Annotated in this window: 17 protein-coding genes and 1 pseudogene; 13 read left to right on the forward strand and 5 right to left on the reverse strand. The window is 44.9% G+C overall.

Going from position 1 to position 15585, the window contains the following annotated elements; genetic code table 11:
- The first annotated feature begins 45 nt into the window (after positions 1–45).
- The 7 genes from ACH19P_RS03870 to ACH19P_RS03900 all read left to right on the forward strand — a co-directional run bounded on the left by ACH19P_RS03870 (position 46) and on the right by ACH19P_RS03900 (position 8422).
- A complete protein-coding gene (locus ACH19P_RS03870) occupies positions 46–609 on the forward strand; it encodes an RNA polymerase sigma factor (RefSeq protein WP_462157179.1) in 564 nt (187 codons plus the stop codon).
- The gene (locus ACH19P_RS03875; RefSeq protein WP_462157180.1) at positions 602–1099 is read left to right on the forward strand and encodes a hypothetical protein; all 498 of its coding nucleotides are present in this window, start codon (positions 602–604) and stop codon (positions 1097–1099) included. The genes ACH19P_RS03870 and ACH19P_RS03875 overlap by 8 nt, the downstream gene beginning before the upstream one ends.
- A gap of 9 nt (positions 1100–1108) precedes the next feature.
- Entirely contained in the window at positions 1109–2068 is a 960-nt protein-coding gene (locus tag ACH19P_RS03880; RefSeq protein WP_462157181.1) for a DUF4097 family beta strand repeat-containing protein, read from the forward strand.
- A 137-nt stretch (positions 2069–2205) separates the two neighbouring features.
- Positions 2206–3585 (forward strand): replicative DNA helicase, encoded by a 1380-nt coding sequence (gene dnaB, locus ACH19P_RS03885; protein WP_462157182.1) that lies wholly within the window; start codon positions 2206–2208, stop codon positions 3583–3585.
- Between the two features lie 5 nt (positions 3586–3590).
- Positions 3591–4670: an alanine racemase gene (gene alr / locus ACH19P_RS03890; protein ID WP_462157183.1), complete on the forward strand. Its 1080-nt coding sequence runs from the start codon at positions 3591–3593 to the stop codon at positions 4668–4670.
- A gap of 150 nt (positions 4671–4820) precedes the next feature.
- Complete coding sequence (locus ACH19P_RS03895) at positions 4821–5801, forward strand: FHA domain-containing protein (protein ID WP_462157184.1); 981 nt, start codon at positions 4821–4823, stop codon at positions 5799–5801.
- 14 nt (positions 5802–5815) lie between these two features.
- Positions 5816–8422, forward strand: a complete 2607-nt coding sequence (locus ACH19P_RS03900; protein ID WP_462157185.1) for a protein kinase domain-containing protein — start codon at positions 5816–5818, stop codon at positions 8420–8422.
- On the opposite strand, the gene ACH19P_RS03905 is transcribed toward ACH19P_RS03900, so the two are convergent.
- The 4 genes from ACH19P_RS03905 to ACH19P_RS03920 all read right to left on the reverse strand — a co-directional run bounded on the left by ACH19P_RS03905 (position 8409) and on the right by ACH19P_RS03920 (position 10469).
- On the reverse strand, positions 8409–8954 hold the full coding sequence (locus ACH19P_RS03905) for a hypothetical protein (RefSeq protein WP_462157186.1): 546 nt from the start codon (positions 8952–8954) through the stop codon (positions 8409–8411). The genes ACH19P_RS03900 and ACH19P_RS03905 overlap by 14 nt on opposite strands.
- A 138-nt stretch (positions 8955–9092) precedes the next feature.
- Positions 9093–9524 (reverse strand): secondary thiamine-phosphate synthase enzyme YjbQ, encoded by a 432-nt coding sequence (locus ACH19P_RS03910; protein ID WP_462157187.1) that lies wholly within the window; start codon positions 9522–9524, stop codon positions 9093–9095.
- Positions 9521–9988 carry a chemotaxis protein CheX gene (locus ACH19P_RS03915; RefSeq protein ID WP_462157188.1) on the reverse strand — a complete coding sequence of 156 codons (468 nt, stop codon included), beginning with the start codon at positions 9986–9988 and terminating at the stop codon, positions 9521–9523. The genes ACH19P_RS03910 and ACH19P_RS03915 overlap by 4 nt, the downstream gene beginning before the upstream one ends.
- A 46-nt stretch (positions 9989–10034) precedes the next feature.
- Entirely contained in the window at positions 10035–10469 is a 435-nt protein-coding gene (locus ACH19P_RS03920; protein WP_462157189.1) for a transcriptional repressor, read from the reverse strand.
- Between the two features lie 116 nt (positions 10470–10585).
- Here ACH19P_RS03920 and ACH19P_RS03925 point away from each other — a divergent pair.
- The 6 genes and pseudogenes from ACH19P_RS03925 to ACH19P_RS03950 all read left to right on the forward strand — a co-directional run bounded on the left by ACH19P_RS03925 (position 10586) and on the right by ACH19P_RS03950 (position 14951).
- Positions 10586–11193, forward strand: a pseudogene (locus ACH19P_RS03925) (MarC family protein).
- A gap of 90 nt (positions 11194–11283) precedes the next feature.
- On the forward strand, positions 11284–12282 hold the full coding sequence (gene dusA, locus ACH19P_RS03930; RefSeq protein WP_462157190.1) for a tRNA dihydrouridine(20/20a) synthase DusA: 999 nt from the start codon (positions 11284–11286) through the stop codon (positions 12280–12282).
- A gap of 139 nt (positions 12283–12421) precedes the next feature.
- Positions 12422–12628, forward strand: coding sequence for a PspC domain-containing protein (locus tag ACH19P_RS03935; RefSeq protein WP_462157191.1), 207 nt, complete (start codon positions 12422–12424; stop codon positions 12626–12628).
- Positions 12629–12709: 81 nt separating this feature from the next.
- On the forward strand, positions 12710–13192 hold the full coding sequence (locus ACH19P_RS03940; RefSeq protein WP_462157192.1) for a copper chaperone PCu(A)C: 483 nt from the start codon (positions 12710–12712) through the stop codon (positions 13190–13192).
- Positions 13193–13200: 8 nt separating this feature from the next.
- Positions 13201–14187, forward strand: a complete 987-nt coding sequence (locus ACH19P_RS03945; protein WP_462157194.1) for a DUF2333 family protein — start codon at positions 13201–13203, stop codon at positions 14185–14187.
- Between the two features lie 11 nt (positions 14188–14198).
- Positions 14199–14951, forward strand: a complete 753-nt coding sequence (locus ACH19P_RS03950; protein ID WP_462157195.1) for a TIGR04219 family outer membrane beta-barrel protein — start codon at positions 14199–14201, stop codon at positions 14949–14951.
- 47 nt (positions 14952–14998) lie between these two features.
- Here the strand turns inward: ACH19P_RS03950 and ACH19P_RS03955 are convergent, their stop codons facing one another.
- Positions 14999–15583, reverse strand: a complete 585-nt coding sequence (locus tag ACH19P_RS03955; RefSeq protein WP_462157196.1) for an SRPBCC family protein — start codon at positions 15581–15583, stop codon at positions 14999–15001.
- Between the last annotated feature and the right edge of the window lie 2 nt (positions 15584–15585).

Below are 15585 nucleotides of genomic sequence, written 5' to 3' on the forward strand. Positions count from 1 at the left end.
GTCTAATACAGTAACAAAGCAAATAACAACAACAGGATGACGCAGATGTTGGTTAATGCCGAACAGGCATTCTCACAAACACAAACGGCGCAACAGGAACAAAGCACCATTGAGCGAGCCCAGCAGGGTGACCAAGATGCCTTTTATACCCTGTATCAGAATCACGTGAAACGTGTCTATGCGCTCTGTCTTCGCTTAGTGGCTGATCATGCGCAAGCGGAAGATGTGACACAGGAAGTGTTTGTGCAGTTGTGGCAGAAGATCCACAGCTTTGATGGTAAATCACAATTCAGTACATGGTTGCATCGGGTAGCGAGCAACATTGCTATTAGCTACCTGCGAAAGCAAAAGAACTGGATTCAAAAAGTCGTAAGTAGCGAAGACACGGGTATGGAGCATGAACAGGTTGCTCAATGCCAAGAGCTCAACGGCCTTGATAAGTTGATAGTGCGTTTACCAGAGCGAGCAAGACAAGTGTTTGTGCTGCATGCGGTGGAAGGTTATCGCCACGAAGAGATTGCACAAATGATGAATATGGCGGTGGGGTCTTCAAAATCCCAATACCACCGCGCACGTGGGTTGTTACAGGAGTGGTACGAGAATGAGTAAGCCAAACTTCGAACAGTTTTTAGATGAGCAACTGCAATCGCAGCAAGAAGAAATCAGCCCAAGCCGTGATTTATGGCCAGGTATCGAGCATGCGATTAACTTGCAGCAAAGCGCCCAGCAAGAAAAAGCAAAGCGTAATTGGGCAATGCCTGCGTTTGGCACGGCAGCGGCAGCAGTATTAGTCACACTAGTTGGCTTGAACATGCCGATGCAGCAAGACAGCACCCAGTTCGCGCTTATCAGCGATGCCTATGAGCAGCAAAAACAAAGTTTGTTGGTGCAGTATCAATCGCAACCAGCACTCACAGATAACTGGAAGACGCAACTCGCTGAGCTCGAGCAAGCAGAAAAAGCGATTAAAGACGCCCTAGAAGATGACCCAAATAACCGCGCATTGCTTGGCATGTTAGCGCAAGTGTATCAGCAACAACTTGATTTAATTAATAAAGTGCATTCACCAAAACAAAGCACTGTATTACAGCATATTTAGGAGAACGACATGAAAGCATTAGCATATACCCTAGCAATGGTGCCTTGTTTAGCACTGGCAGGTGAAAAAATTGATGAGCAAATTTCTGTTCCAGCCGATGGCCGTATTTTTATCGATAATCAACGTGGTGACATCATCATCAAAGGGTGGGACAAAGCGAGTCTGCAAATCAAAGGCGAACTGGATGATAAAGCAGAAGGTTATACCTTAGAAACCCGTGGTCAACGCACTGACTTTATTGTAAAAATGCCGAAGAAATACAACAGCGGCTGGGGATGGGGTAACAACGACGATAGCGATGGTTCAAAGCTCACTATCTACATGCCAATGCAAAGTGCATTGAGCTTAGAAGGCGTAAACGTTGATGTTGACGTGAGTGAACTGACAAGCGAGAGCCGTATTGAAACCGTAAATGGTGACATCGACGCAAAAGATTTATCGGGCACATTAGTGTTTGAAACAGTTAACGGTGATGTGAATGGCACGAACTTAAAAGGTGATATTCGCTATCAAACGGTTAACGGCGATATCAATGATGTTGACTCAGAAGGTCAGCTGCGCATGACACTGGTTAACGGTGATGTAACCAGTAGCACAAAATCAGAAGACATTCGTTTTGAGAATGTAAACGGTGATTTAACGCTGCGTGCGAACACTTTAGGTAGCCTAAAGCTAAATACCGTAAACGGTGAGCTGGAAGTGTATGTAAAAGAGCTCAAAGCGAACGCACAAATTCGTGCAGAAAGTGTCAGTGGCGACTTTGATTTGTATTTGCCAACAGATGTGTCAGCACGCTTTGATTTAGAAGCACACGCCGGTGGCGATATTCGTAACGAATTGAGCAAAGATAAAGCGGTAGAAGCGAAATATGGTCCAGGTGAAAGTTTAAGCTTTACGCTTGGTCAAGGCGAAGCCGAAGTGGAAGTGACGACCATCAGTGGCAACACAAACCTGCGCAAACACAACTAGATTTGCACCTTAATTGGACAGCAACTCCCAACTTAGCGGGCCCTTGGCCCGCTTCTTTTTTAAAAATGTGACACAGCAGTTGCATAGCCCTCTTAAGCCGATAGAATAAAGCCATTGAACTCGCCGCTTGAGTAACTATGGCAAAGATAGATAAACAGGTTGATAGCCTAAAAGTACCCCCGCATTCCATTGAAGCTGAGCAGTCTGTGCTCGGTGGCCTCATGCTTGATAACGAAGCCTTTGACCGAGTGGCGGAAATTGTGGTGTCTCAGGATTTCTATACCCGCACGCACCGGTTTATTTTTGAAGCTATGGAACGGCTGGTGGAGGCCGGGCAACCTATCGATTTGATCACCATTTCTGAGTCTCTGGAAAAGAATAATCAGCTTGAAGGGATTGGTGGCTTCGCTTACTTGGGTGAAATAGCGAAGAACACACCCAGTGCTGCGAATATTTCAGCATACGCCCATATCGTGCGCGAACGAGCGGTGATCCGCGAAATGATTGGTGTTGCCAATGAGATTGCAGAAGCGGGCTTCAATCCTGAAGGGCGTGGCAGTCACGAGTTACTCGATTTGGCCGAGAGTAAAGTATTTAAAATTGCTGAACAGCGCACAAAAAGCACTGAAGGCCCGCAGAACATCCACACAATTCTAGAAAAAACAGTCGATAAGATTGAAGAGTTGTATCAGTCACCGCAAGACGGTGTAACGGGTGTGAGCACTGGTTATTCTGATTTGGACAAAATGACCGCGGGTCTGCAACCATCTGATTTGATTATCGTGGCGGCACGTCCATCAATGGGTAAAACCACCTTTGCGATGAACTTAGCCGAACATGCGGCGATGACTCGCGATAAACCTGTGGTTATTTTCTCACTGGAGATGCCCTCGGAACAGATCATGATGCGTATGCTCGCGTCATTAGGTCGGATTAACCAAACTAAGGTACGTACTGGTCAGCTCGATGATGATGATTGGGCGCGCCTGTCATCGACCATGGGGCTGTTGATTGAAAAAGGTAAGATGTACGTTGATGATGCATCGGGCCTAACGCCAACTGATGTGCGCTCTCGCGCGCGTCGTATTGCACGTGATCACGGCGGTATTAGTATGATCATGGTCGACTATCTTCAGCTGATGCGTGTACCGAGCTTGTCAGATAACCGTACATTAGAAATTGCGGAAATTTCTCGCTCACTTAAAGCGCTCGCAAAAGAATTAGAATGCCCAGTTGTAGCTCTGTCTCAGCTTAACCGTACGCTAGAGCAACGAGCTGATAAACGCCCAGTTAACTCTGACTTACGTGAATCGGGCTCAATCGAGCAGGATGCCGACTTAATCATGTTTATCTACCGCGATGAAGTGTATAACGATGACAGTATGGATAAAGGCACGGCAGAAATTATTATCGGTAAGCAGCGTAACGGTCCAATCGGTAAGGTGAGGTTAACCTTCCAAGGGCAATACTCGCGCTTCGATAATTACGCCGGACCGGCAATGGATGATGAGTACTAACGACTATGGCGCTGGCCACCGCATCAATTGATTTTTCAGCCCTTGAAGCCAATTTGGCACGTGTTAAAGCGCTTGCGCCTAACAGCAAAGTCATGGCGGTACTTAAAGCCAATGCGTATGGCCACGGCTTGGTGAAAATCGCGCAGCGCCTTGCTGCAGCGGATGCCTTCGCGGTGGCACGTATTGAGGAAGCGTTGGCATTGCGCACCGGCGGAATTACAAAGCCTATCGTATTGTTAGAGGGCTTCTTCAAAGCCAGTGATATTGAGATTATGCTGGCAAATAACTTCCAAACGATTGTTCACGATGAATACCAACTCGAAGCGTTGGAAAAAGCTCATCTGAGTGGCCAAATCAAAGTGTGGTTGAAAGTGGATACTGGGATGCATCGTCTTGGTATCGAGCCGCAACAATTTGAACATTTCTATCAGCGTTTAAAGCAATGCGACAATGTCTGTGAAGATGTGCAATTGATGACCCATTTTGCCTGCGCCGATGATGTCAATAATGCCTACAATAACAAACAACTTGCTACTTTCATGACCTTGGTACAAGGCAAGGAAGAAGCACTGTGTTTGGCCAATTCAGCCGCTATCATTAACTATCCACAAAGTCATGGCCAGTGGGTTCGTCCGGGCTTGATGATGTATGGCGTATCGCCAGTGCAAGGTCAGGTATCCGCCGATATAGGGCTTACTCCAGTGATGAGTCTGCGCAGTGAGGTTATCGCTGTGCGCAAAGTGCGCCAAGGTGAACCTGTGGGTTATGGCGGCAATTGGCAAACCGATAAAGATACGCAGTTGGCTGTCGTCGCAATTGGCTATGGTGATGGCTACCCTCGTCATGCAGTCAATGGTACGCCAGTACTTATTAATGGTGTGCGTTATCCCTTAGTCGGTCGTGTATCGATGGATATGATCACCGTCGATATTGGCGCACAGAATCACAATGTGAAAGTCGGAGATGATGCTGTGATGTGGGGGGTACACCTACCCATCGAAGAAATCGCTGACTGCGCAGATACCATTCCCTATGAATTACTATGTAATATTACCCCGCGTGTGAGCTACGAGTATTTAGACTAGTTTTTTATTTTTGTTCCCATTATGTTTACTTTTGTAGTGTAAAAGTATTGCAGCTTGTTAAGCTGTTGTTTATTTTTGCCTAAAAAAAGCAGAGAATGGAGTTTCTACCTTCTACAATGATAAATATAGGTACAGGCGCTCGGAGCAAACATGGCTTACCTAATAGAACTGGAAACGGACAAAGTAGTTTATTTACACGCCCACCATAGCTTTGGGCGATTTCAATACAGTGTGGATACACTGGTTGTTGACCCAAGCGTGTCAAAAATTCACACCATCATTGAGTGGCAAGGCAATAGCTGGCAGGTGCGTGATTTAAGCCGAAATGGCACATGGCTTAATGGTAAACGGCTCGAAAAAGAACAAAGCGAAGCATTACACTGCAATGATGTCATTACCTTTCCAGGAAATAACGCCAAAGGATTCCGCGTCGCTAATTTAGACAAGCCTCAAGACTTGTTGTTAGTACTGAACGCTAAGGGGGAACCCAGTGAGCAATCAATAGGGCTCTCTAGTTACAACCTGATTCCAGAAGAAAACCCTGAAATTGCAGTGTTTAGTCAGCGAGACAGCGGCATGTGGTGTTTTGAGCGTCTTGACGGTCCCATGGTTGATCACACGATTATCATTGAACACGATCAGGTCAGCGACAGCACCAATACATACCAGTTACATTTGAGCCGACTCGAGGCTGCAACGACCCTGCGTGAAGTGGTCAGTACGCGATTAGAAGATCTGAACTTTGTTTTTCATCTAACGTTGGACGAAGAGTCAGCAGAGTTATTGATCAAAGGGCCTCATGAGGAAGTGGATTTATGCGAGCGTTGTCACCATTATCTGACGCTCAATCTAGCGCGTTATAAGGCGCAAGACGCCGCTAAAGGCGTACATGAGTTGAGCCAAGGTTGGGTTGATACTGAAGTGATCGCCAAAGACCTAGGTATCGATTCTCGCTACCTCAATATTCAAATTCATCGCGCGCGCAAACAATTTAGTGATGCCTTGTCTCATATCCAAGGTGCCGATAACGTCATTGAGCGTAAGCTACGAAAAGTCCGCTTTAATGCCAGTAACTTTGAAATCTACAAAGGCCATCAACTGGAAGGGTCGATCAAGCGCGCGTCGAATTAAGGCAGTTTAGTACCATGCAACAATTAGCACACTATGAGCTTAAAAGGCTGGTATACCAAGGCGCGATGGGCGCGGTGTATGAAGCCTTTGATTCTAAGCTGGAGCGAGTTGTCGCTGTAAAAGTACTTCAGGGTGAATCATTAAGTGATGAAGCACACGCAGACGCCCTAAATGAAGCACGTTTCCTAGCCCGCTTAAATCACCCGAATATCATCCAAGTCTATGATTGTGCTGAGTATGAAGATTTGCACTTCTTAGTGATGGAGTTTTGTCGAGGTAAAAATTTACTGCAATATCAAAAGCAGCATTTATTGAGCCTAGAGCAAAAATTGAGTGTCCTTATCGACATCGCCAAAGGGTTAGAGCATGCCCATCGTAACGGCATTGTCCATCGCGACTTAAAGCCCAGCAACATTCTCATCAGCGATGCGGGTGTGGTTAAAGTAGCAGACTTTGGTATCGCTGAGTTCATGGGAGCAGCAGCTACCACCAAAGCCAGTGCAGGTACCAAAGGTTATATGTCACCGGAGCAGATCAAAGGGGAGCCACTTAGCCATAACAGTGATTGGTTTTCATTTTGTGTGCTGGCCGTTGAGTTTCTTTCTGGACGCCACCCTTTTGCAAACAGTGAATATACTGATATTACTCATGCTATTTGTGCCGGTGAATTTAATGACTTCGCTGATTGCGGCGAAGCATTGCCTCCTCAGTTAGTAAATATCTTCAAGCAAGGGTTATCGGTCGATCAACATGAACGCATCAACCTACGCCGTGGCACTCTCAGTAAACAACTAGAGCAAATCTTACAAATTCTTGTCCAGCAAGCCATCCTCGAACAGCAAACTGAGCCATTGAATAATTTAGAGCCTGCTCCAGAGCTCGAGCCAAATACATCGCCTCAAAAAAAGGCTCAGACCAGCCTCAAAATCAAGAATATTGTTTTAGTTGTTGCATTATTTTCGATACTCGGTGTGATGACTTATGTCGCAAAACATGCATTATATCGACCTGATGTAATCGCGATATTACCTACGCAACTAGATGAATTACCTAGTGAATTCAACTATTACGAAAGTACGATTCGAGGCGCAATTCAAAGTGCGATTTGGCAGGAACTGTCCGCGCAAAATGAACACCTTGTCAGCCACGCAGAACTGTCAATTATTGCCAAAGGAGCGGGTGATATTCTTGGGCAAAATCCTAAGCAGTATTTCCAAATGTTGGCACAAAGCACCGGCGCAAATGTCATCGTTACCAGCGTGGTTGTGTGTCAACAAAGCTATTGCTCGCTTGAAGTTGCGCGTTTAGAGGAGCCTGATTGGCAAGTAGCCGATGCCAAACAATGGCAAGCGAATATTACAGATTCTAGTAGCATGCATGAGTCAGCCCGTTTCTATACAGCGGCGTTGTTCAATCGCACTATGATTTCTGAGGCCGAAAATGAGCAACTTAAGGAACAGGTATTTGGTTACTACAGTCGTTACTATCAACACGGTGAAGTGAGTAAGGCATTTTTTGAGCAAGTTGTCAGTACGGTGGCAGAACAGCCTAACTTTGGTGTGACCTATACATTAGCTCGAGAGTTAGCGTTGCAATTGGAAAGTGTTACAGGAGACGCATCGTTCATTAAAACCGTGAATGGTTTGCTAAATGATGCACCGACGCAATACAAGCAATCATTAGGTTACTTGAGGAATCGAGCCCACTTGCTGTTAGCGTTAGGTGAAACTCAAGAAGCGGATGATTACATTCAGAAAATACGAGCACAAGGTGGAGCAGAGGCTGAGTATTACAACTTAAAGGCGTCGCTGTTTATACGTCAAGATGCACGGCAAGATGCGCGCGCAATGTTGGAAAAATCGCTAATTGCACGACCAAACATCAATGTGCAAAAGAAATTGGCGACGTTGATGTATGCGCTGGGTGAAGTTGAATCCACCAAAGCTATTTTACAAGACATAGTCAATAAAATACCGACAGAAAAAGACGCTCACCAACTGTTAACTGTTATCGCTTTGGTCGGTGGTGACTTTAAAGACGTGGTACAGCGCTATGAGTCACTACTAGAAGAAAATGCAGACCAAAAGGATTACGCCAACATCAACACGTTGAGCAACTTGTCATTAGCCTATCTTTATTCACAACATTACAGCCAAGCACAGCTTATCGCTGGGCAAGCGTATCAACTGGCTCCCAATAATTCCGCGATTGTGCTTAATTATGCTGATGCATTGACGCTCTCTGGCAGGGTAATACAGGCGAAAGAACATTATCAAATGGTCATAGACATCAATAATGGTGACGACTCTGCTTATTCCTGGTCGGATAGAGCGCAAGCCTATGCGCATTTGGGAGACTATCAGCAGGCAACGGTAGCGATTAAAGCCGCGCTCGAATCTGGTGCCAATTTGGGGGATGTGTTTTACGCAGCAGCGATTGTGTATAGTACCTCAGGGGATAAGCATTCAGCGTTGTACTATGTACAAAAGTCATTGGACTCGGGATATCATCCAAACTGGTTTGAGGTACCTTGGTTCAAGCCGTTGTGTGAAAACGCACAATTTGTGTCGTTATTGAATCAACCCCAACGGCTTTGTGCAGAGGTGGTTAATCCTCTTTAGGGCGGTCAACCACCACTCGAGGGTCTTGAGACATATAAAACTTGCCTGTACTGATTTGTTTTGCAGTGTAGCGGAAGTCAATACTCAAGGGCTGAGGCTCAGCAGAAGGTTGAACCTCAATAACTTGATCCGAAGGGGCATTGCTTTGTGCAGCATATTTGTACGTAAAGCCCACTTGTTGCACGGTGATGGTAAGTTGACGGTTATCGTCACTTAATTGTGAAGAGATATTGTAATTACAGTTACTTTCGCTATTCACATACTCAACACCATTACCGAAGAATTCCCAATCTGTGTCTTCAATATTCACGACTAAGATAGCGGCTTGGCGCTTAGCAATGCCTTGATTCTTTGCATTATTCGAGAAGGTGATATTGAATACATCCTGTGTATCCGGTACCGCCTCGTTATTTTGTATAAGCTGAGTAACCCAACGCTGCGTAGCGCTAGGTGATAGCATAAAGTTTTGTTGTGCAGTGTGGTCGTTAGGCTCGCATGGCACAATAAGCGTGCTAGATTCAGTGGCAGTCATATCTTTTCCTTGTTGTTATAGGTAACGATGGCTGTTTAACTATAGCTACTTTATTGCAATAAAAATCAAATTGTAATTGCTTGTAATAAAAGATTTTTAATTGGTTGTACCGCCTTAGTATAACGTTTACTTATGAGGCTAGGAAAAGAGCTGACCTTGTATCGTTGCAACAATGCGTCGGCGAGTGGCCATATCACGATGCTCACCAAGATATATGCCTTGCCATGTGCCTAGCACCAACTGACCATCTTTAATTGGTAGAGTAAGCTCACAACCTAGTGTACTTGCCTTAATGTGAGCAGGCATGTCGTCGTCACCTTCATAGATGTGGCGATAGAAGGGTTGGCGCTCTGGGGCTGACCAAGTGAAGTGTGACTCCATGTCTTGGCGTACCGTGGGATCGGCATTTTCATTAATTGTCAGGCTAGCAGAGGTATGCAAAAGCAACAAATGTACTAAGCCAATTTGGTAGTCTCTGATCTCTGGTAGTGCTCGAAAAAGCTCTTCATCAATAAGGTGAAAGCCTCTGCTTTTCGCATTAAGAGTTACCTGACGTTGTTGCCAACTCATAAGGTGTCGAAGCTGACTTCAATGCTGGCGTTACCGGCCGCTGAAGTGAAAGGAATCAGCAATGTTTTACCCTTACATTTATGACATATAGTGTGGCTTTTGCCTGCAACAACAATCGGTGTCGCCATGTCAAAGTCGTAACCTTTATCACCTAATAAGTTTTTTGCGCCACCTGCGACCATGTTTGTGATTTCACCCAACATGTCTGTAACCTCCTCATTGATGCGTGGAGGACGTTCACCGAGCATGCGCTCCATAACAGTGAGCGCAAGGTTTTCATCAAATGTGATAGACAAAGAGCCTTTTGTTTGTGGCCCAACCATACCAATCAAACCAGATACGTCACCCACTGCAACTTCATCCGTTTTTACGCGAGGTTTACCGGGGGCAAGTTCTGTGCTCGCCATTGTGGCAAGTACATTAAGAAGAGAAGATAAAAATGGATTGATAAACTCAACGTTCATAATCAAATACCTAAGTCACCGTATTGAAAAGTTTTGCGATGCGACTTTAAGACTGACAGCTTTGGCAAATACCATGCGCTTCAATCGTTTGAGAACTCACACTAAATCCTAATTCTAGTGCAAGTGAGCTCAGTTCATGCGAAATGACACCAGAATGCAACTCATCTACGTGACCACATTGATCACATATCAACAGTTGTACTGGGTGAATAGACTCAAAGTGATGACACAACATAAATGCGTTAGTGCTTTCGATTTTGTGGATAAACCCTTGATCAGAAAGGAAATCTAAAGCACGGTAAATCGTAGCTGGTTTTGCACTACTTTCAGTCAGTTTTAGCTGTTCTAATAAATCATACGCGCCGACACCACTTTTGGTACTAGCGAGTAATCTAAATACTTTTTCTCGAATTGGAGTGAAGCGAGCGCCCTTGCTATCGCACATTCGTTTAGCTTTATTGACCAGCGCATCTACGTTCATAACTAACCTTTTTTCCACTTTGAGCGAACTATATTAGCATACTATGCAATAGAAAAATTACTATCTCTGTATTGCGCTCAAGGTTATAATTTTGTTTTAGGTACTGGGGAGTTAGCGTGAACGAGTTACTAGCTACATTTATCTTCTTTTTTGCGGTAATAGACCCAATCGGTACCATTCCAGTCTTTATCGCTGTTACTCGCGGCGAAGATGCTGCGTTTAAACGCAAAGTCGCCTACAAGGCCGTAAGTGTGTCTGCTGTGGTTTTATTGTTTTTCGTTTTAGTGGGGAAATCCTGCTCAATGCCATCAGTATTCCATTAGCTGCCTTTCAAATAGCTGGAGGGATCGTTCTGCTTCTTTTCGCATTAACGATGATTTTTGGTGAGGGTAAACCGGAGTCAGAAATTAAAAGTATGCGCGATTCAACCGAAACAGCTATTTTCCCATTGGCAATTCCTTCTATAGCCAGCCCAGGCGCGATGCTTGGGGCCGTATTAATGACCCGTAATGAGCAATTCACCTGGGTTGAACAAGCGATTACCTCATCAGTTATGCTGGGTGTGTTGGTACTTGTGTTAGTACTTTTGTTACTCGCGCGCTATGTTCACAACCTCATTGGTGACAGTGGCGCAAGTATCATCTCTCGGGTGATGGGGCTTATTTTGAGCTCGGTTGCGGTCGCTAATATCCTCGGCGGTATCAAAGACTATTTTGCTCTGTAGTTAAAAGAGTTGTGTTGGGTGAAATTTATCGCAGAGTTGCGTATAATTCGCGCCCTTATCGCGCAACCCAGTGAACTCAGGTAATAAGCAATGACTCAAGTAACTTCAACAACACCATCATGGCATAAAGATACGTTTCGTCGTTTCAGCGTCGCGCCAATGCTGGATTGGACCGATCGTCATTGTCGTACTTTCCATCGCATCATGAGTAAAGAAGCGGTGCTATACACTGAAATGATCACCACGGGAGCGATAATTCATGGCAAAGGTGACTATCTACACTTCAACCAACACGAACAACCTGTGGCATTGCAATTGGGTGGTTCAAACCCAGATGAATTAGCGCATTGTGCCAAATTAGCCGCTGAACGAGGGTATGCTGAGATCAACTTGAATGTGGGCTGCCCATCTGATCGTGTTCAAAATGGTCGTTTTGGTGCGTGTTTAATGGCTGAGCCTAAGTTAGTTGCCGAAGGGATCGCCGCGATGAAGGCTCAAACAGATATCCCTGTCACTGTGAAAACACGCATCGGTATTGATGAGCAAGATAGCTATGAGTTTTTACTCGAGCTTATCGATGCGAATCATGAAGTAGGTTGCGATGATTTTATTATCCATGCTCGCAAAGCGTGGCTTCAAGGCTTGAGCCCAAAAGAAAACCGTGAAATTCCGCCGCTTGATTACCCTAGGGTCTATCAATTAAAGCAAGATTATCCGCACTTACATATCAGCATTAACGGTGGCATCAAGACCATCGAAGAGTGTAAGCATCACTTAGAGCATGTTGATGGTGTGATGATTGGCCGCGAAGCGTACAGTAACCCATACTTACTCGCTCAAGTTGATGAAGCCTTATATGGACAGTCGCCATTTACCTTAACTCGTCACGAAGTTGCCCAACAGATGTTGAATTACATTGATGATGAGATGCGTGAGGGCGCTCGTTTTTGGCATGTAGCGCGCCATATGCTTGGTTTATTCCAGGGGATGCCAGGAGCGCGAGGCTATCGTCGCCATCTCTCTGAAAATGGCCATAAACAAGATGCGACAGCGCAGACGTTAGTGAAGGCGCTTGAGTTTGTAAGTTAATAGCTTAATCGACCATAATTTGGTCTAAGCCACTAACATATCTTTTTTCATAATTTATAAAAACCTTACTAATCAGTGAGTTATTGTTTGGCATGCAACTTGATGATGTTTTAGTAGTTTAACATCAGGAGTATGGACAATGGCTCACTCTACATCAACACGTTTTTACCGCGACGCCCTTGGTAAAAAATTATCTGGGATTTGCTCTGGTTTCGCCAAACGTCATAATTTACCGGTTTGGCTTACACGCCTAGCTGTCATTATTCTGTTTCTTAATGCACCAATTCTAGTTGCCGCTGGATATCTGATTTGTCACTTCGTATTTGATGAAGGAATTGTTGTTTAGGTCACTGATTTTACTAAAGACACTAAGGTGTCATTAAGCTATATTAGGGTACAGTTAAAGTAAATCGATCAGGGAAGCGCTATGTTGCGTGTTTTTACTACCTTAATGGTGTCAGCTGCCGCATTATTTTTCTGTACCTTCAGCTTTGCTCATTCTGAAATCATGGTGAGTGATGCCAAAGTTCGTCAATTCTTGCCCGCTAGCACGAGTTCTGTTGCCTATTTGTCTATTATGAATCATGGTGACTCGGAGCGAGTGTTAAAAGAGGTTGATATTGAATCAATCGGTCGGGTAGAAATCCATACGCATGACATGCAAGATGGCATGATGAAAATGCGCAAACTAGATCAGCTCACGCTTAAGCCTAATGCAACACAGGTATTTCAAAGTGGTGGGCTACACTTAATGTTGTTTGAGCCAGAACAGCAGCTCAATCCAGGTGAAGATCTAAAAATGACATTGTATTTTGCTGACGGCGATCGCGTCTTTACACAGGCAAAGGTTTTTAGCCTAATGGAAGAAACGCCAAGCAGCGAAGGTGGGCACAAGCACCATCATAACTAGGAGTTAATATGTCACAGCACAAAGGAAAAATCGCTGCAGCGATCGCTGCAATCTTTCTACTTTTCTATCTTATCGCTGTTTATTGGAGCATTGAACCAGACCGTTTTGACGTACTGGAAAATGCGAAGCAACAAGCGGTACAGCGAAATGAACAACTAGTAACAGGTTATGTGACCACATCTACGCTTATCACCGTCAGCGAAACGCTTTTGCACAAACCCGGCGGTTATTTGAGTAACGATATGATGCCGCCGAGTGTGATGATGGACAACATGCCGGCATGGGAATATGGCGCCTTAGAAATGGTGCGCGATCTCGCGTTATCCATGCGTAAAGACTTTAGCCGATCTCAATCGCAATCAACTGAACATCCAGATCTGAAAAAAGCACAACCGCAATTTAATATCAGTAGCACAGCGTGGATGTGGCCAAGTGCAGAGGGTGAGTATCAAAAAGGTATCGACTTACTTGTTGAGTATCGCTCACAGATTGCAGACAGTGGTGACCGTCAAAGCCAATTTTATGCGCGCGCTGATAACCTCCGAGCGTATGTCAAAGAAGCAGAAAAGCGGCTGGGCAGTTTGAGTCAGCGATTGAGTGCGAGTGTTGGCCAAGACCGCGTGAATACGGATTTAGCAGGAGACAAAGAAGCGAACCAAGCAACCTATGCGCCATCGCAACAACAGGTGCGTACATCATGGTGGCAAATTGACGATGTGTTTTATGAATCTCGTGGCGCGACATGGGCGTTATTGCATTTCTTGAGTGCAATCGAACATGACTTTGCCGATGTGCTCGAAAAGAAAAATGCGCGAGTCAGTGTGCAGCAAATTATTCGTGAACTGGAAGCAACACAAGAGCCTGTGTGGAGCCCAATGGTTCTCAATGGTAATGGTTTTGGTTTTGTCGCTAACCATTCTTTGGTTATGGCTAATTATATTTCGCGTGCTAATGCGGCACTTATTGAATTAAGCGAGTTACTCGCACAAGGATAACTGGGGATAACATGAAAAAGTATTTACTCGCAGCGGCAGTGTCGTTGGCTACAGCAGCGCCTGTTGCACAAGCTGATACCTTATTGGGTCTGTATATCGGTGCCGAAGGATGGCAAGCAGAGCCTGAAGGTAGCTTTGGCAGCAATGGGTATGACCAACAGACATTTAATTTTGAGGACGAGACGCTGACAAGCTACTATGCAGCGTTGGAGCATCCGATTCCATTGGTTCCTAATGTTAAAATCCGTTATACAGAGATGGACATCAAGGGGATGACAACCCTTAACCAAACATTTGAATTCCAAGGTGTAGATTTTGCTGTAGGCACTGACATTACAACGCAGACGGATTTAAGTCACACAGACTATGTTTTGTACTACGAAATTCTCGATAACGGTGCGGTGTCAATTGACTTAGGTCTTGCTGCGAAGCAATTTGATGGTGATTTTTATGTATCAGATAGCAATTCTGCAGTGACAGCTAATGTGTCTGGGTTCGTTCCGCTAGCCTACGCGCGCGGTGAAGTTGGTTTGCCATTCACCGGATTAAGTGTGTTTGCCGAGGGAAGCATGTTCGCCCTTGATGATAGCTCAGTTCATGACTATCAGCTCGGTGTACAATGGGAATTTATCGATAATGTAGCTGTAGATGTTGCAGTGCGTGCGGGTTATCGCTCAATGCTGATTGAGCTAGACGACATCGATAATATCAACACAGATTTAGATGTGTCAGGTCCGTTTGCCGGCTTACAAGTCCACTTCTAATACATCTACAAGAAAGCGGCTTATAGCCGCTTTTTCTCTTTATAGGGTTAATCTTCTGAGCTTTGCAGGACCGGCTCAGGTAATTCCGCATCTGTTTTTAAATTATTTAAGCTGTGAATAATGGTGTTTTGCAGCTGGTGCTGTGCAAACCACGCGAGATAGGGCCCAAAAACAGGAATGGATACATCTCCGTTTTGTGACCACGTCACAACAGTGCCCTGTGCCGTCGACTGTATTTCTATCGAACCTGTGGATAAATACTCACTATTAATTAATACCTGAAAAAACAGTTCGGATTCTGTCATATTGATGATACTAAGCTCACCTTTGGAAGATTCACCGGACCAATAAATATTTGCACCCACTCCTTGAGATTTTGCCGGCACGACAATCTCTGCACCACTTTCAAATTGAGCAATGGCCAGCCATGAGGGCCAGCGACTCAAGTCTATAAGCAAAGGCGCGACTTGCTCCAGAGGGCGGCTAATAGTAATACTGTGTTTTGCTTGGTAACTTGGTGACAGAGTAAGGCCTAGAATTACCCAAAGCAGCACCAGTAATACTAACACTTTTAGTAATTTATTTAAGGGCTTAAGCACAATGATGATTGCCTCTAAAACGATACTTTTCAATT

The sequence above is a fragment of the Pseudoalteromonas sp. GB56 genome, from assembly GCF_054923835.1.

Coding starts and splice junctions, on each gene's coding strand:
- ACH19P_RS03870 (WP_462157179.1), top strand. CDS start 46: ATGTTGGTTAATGCCGAACAGGCATTCTCACAAACACAAACGGCGCAA.
- ACH19P_RS03875 (WP_462157180.1), top strand. CDS start 602: ATGAGTAAGCCAAACTTCGAACAGTTTTTAGATGAGCAACTGCAATCG.
- ACH19P_RS03880 (WP_462157181.1), top strand. CDS start 1,109: ATGAAAGCATTAGCATATACCCTAGCAATGGTGCCTTGTTTAGCACTG.
- dnaB (WP_462157182.1), top strand. CDS start 2,206: ATGGCAAAGATAGATAAACAGGTTGATAGCCTAAAAGTACCCCCGCAT.
- alr (WP_462157183.1), top strand. CDS start 3,591: ATGGCGCTGGCCACCGCATCAATTGATTTTTCAGCCCTTGAAGCCAAT.
- ACH19P_RS03895 (WP_462157184.1), top strand. CDS start 4,821: ATGGCTTACCTAATAGAACTGGAAACGGACAAAGTAGTTTATTTACAC.
- ACH19P_RS03900 (WP_462157185.1), top strand. CDS start 5,816: ATGCAACAATTAGCACACTATGAGCTTAAAAGGCTGGTATACCAAGGC.
- ACH19P_RS03905 (WP_462157186.1), bottom strand. CDS start 8,954: ATGACTGCCACTGAATCTAGCACGCTTATTGTGCCATGCGAGCCTAAC.
- ACH19P_RS03910 (WP_462157187.1), bottom strand. CDS start 9,524: ATGAGTTGGCAACAACGTCAGGTAACTCTTAATGCGAAAAGCAGAGGC.
- ACH19P_RS03915 (WP_462157188.1), bottom strand. CDS start 9,988: ATGAACGTTGAGTTTATCAATCCATTTTTATCTTCTCTTCTTAATGTA.
- ACH19P_RS03920 (WP_462157189.1), bottom strand. CDS start 10,469: ATGAACGTAGATGCGCTGGTCAATAAAGCTAAACGAATGTGCGATAGC.
- dusA (WP_462157190.1), top strand. CDS start 11,284: ATGACTCAAGTAACTTCAACAACACCATCATGGCATAAAGATACGTTT.
- ACH19P_RS03935 (WP_462157191.1), top strand. CDS start 12,422: ATGGCTCACTCTACATCAACACGTTTTTACCGCGACGCCCTTGGTAAA.
- ACH19P_RS03940 (WP_462157192.1), top strand. CDS start 12,710: ATGTTGCGTGTTTTTACTACCTTAATGGTGTCAGCTGCCGCATTATTT.
- ACH19P_RS03945 (WP_462157194.1), top strand. CDS start 13,201: ATGTCACAGCACAAAGGAAAAATCGCTGCAGCGATCGCTGCAATCTTT.
- ACH19P_RS03950 (WP_462157195.1), top strand. CDS start 14,199: ATGAAAAAGTATTTACTCGCAGCGGCAGTGTCGTTGGCTACAGCAGCG.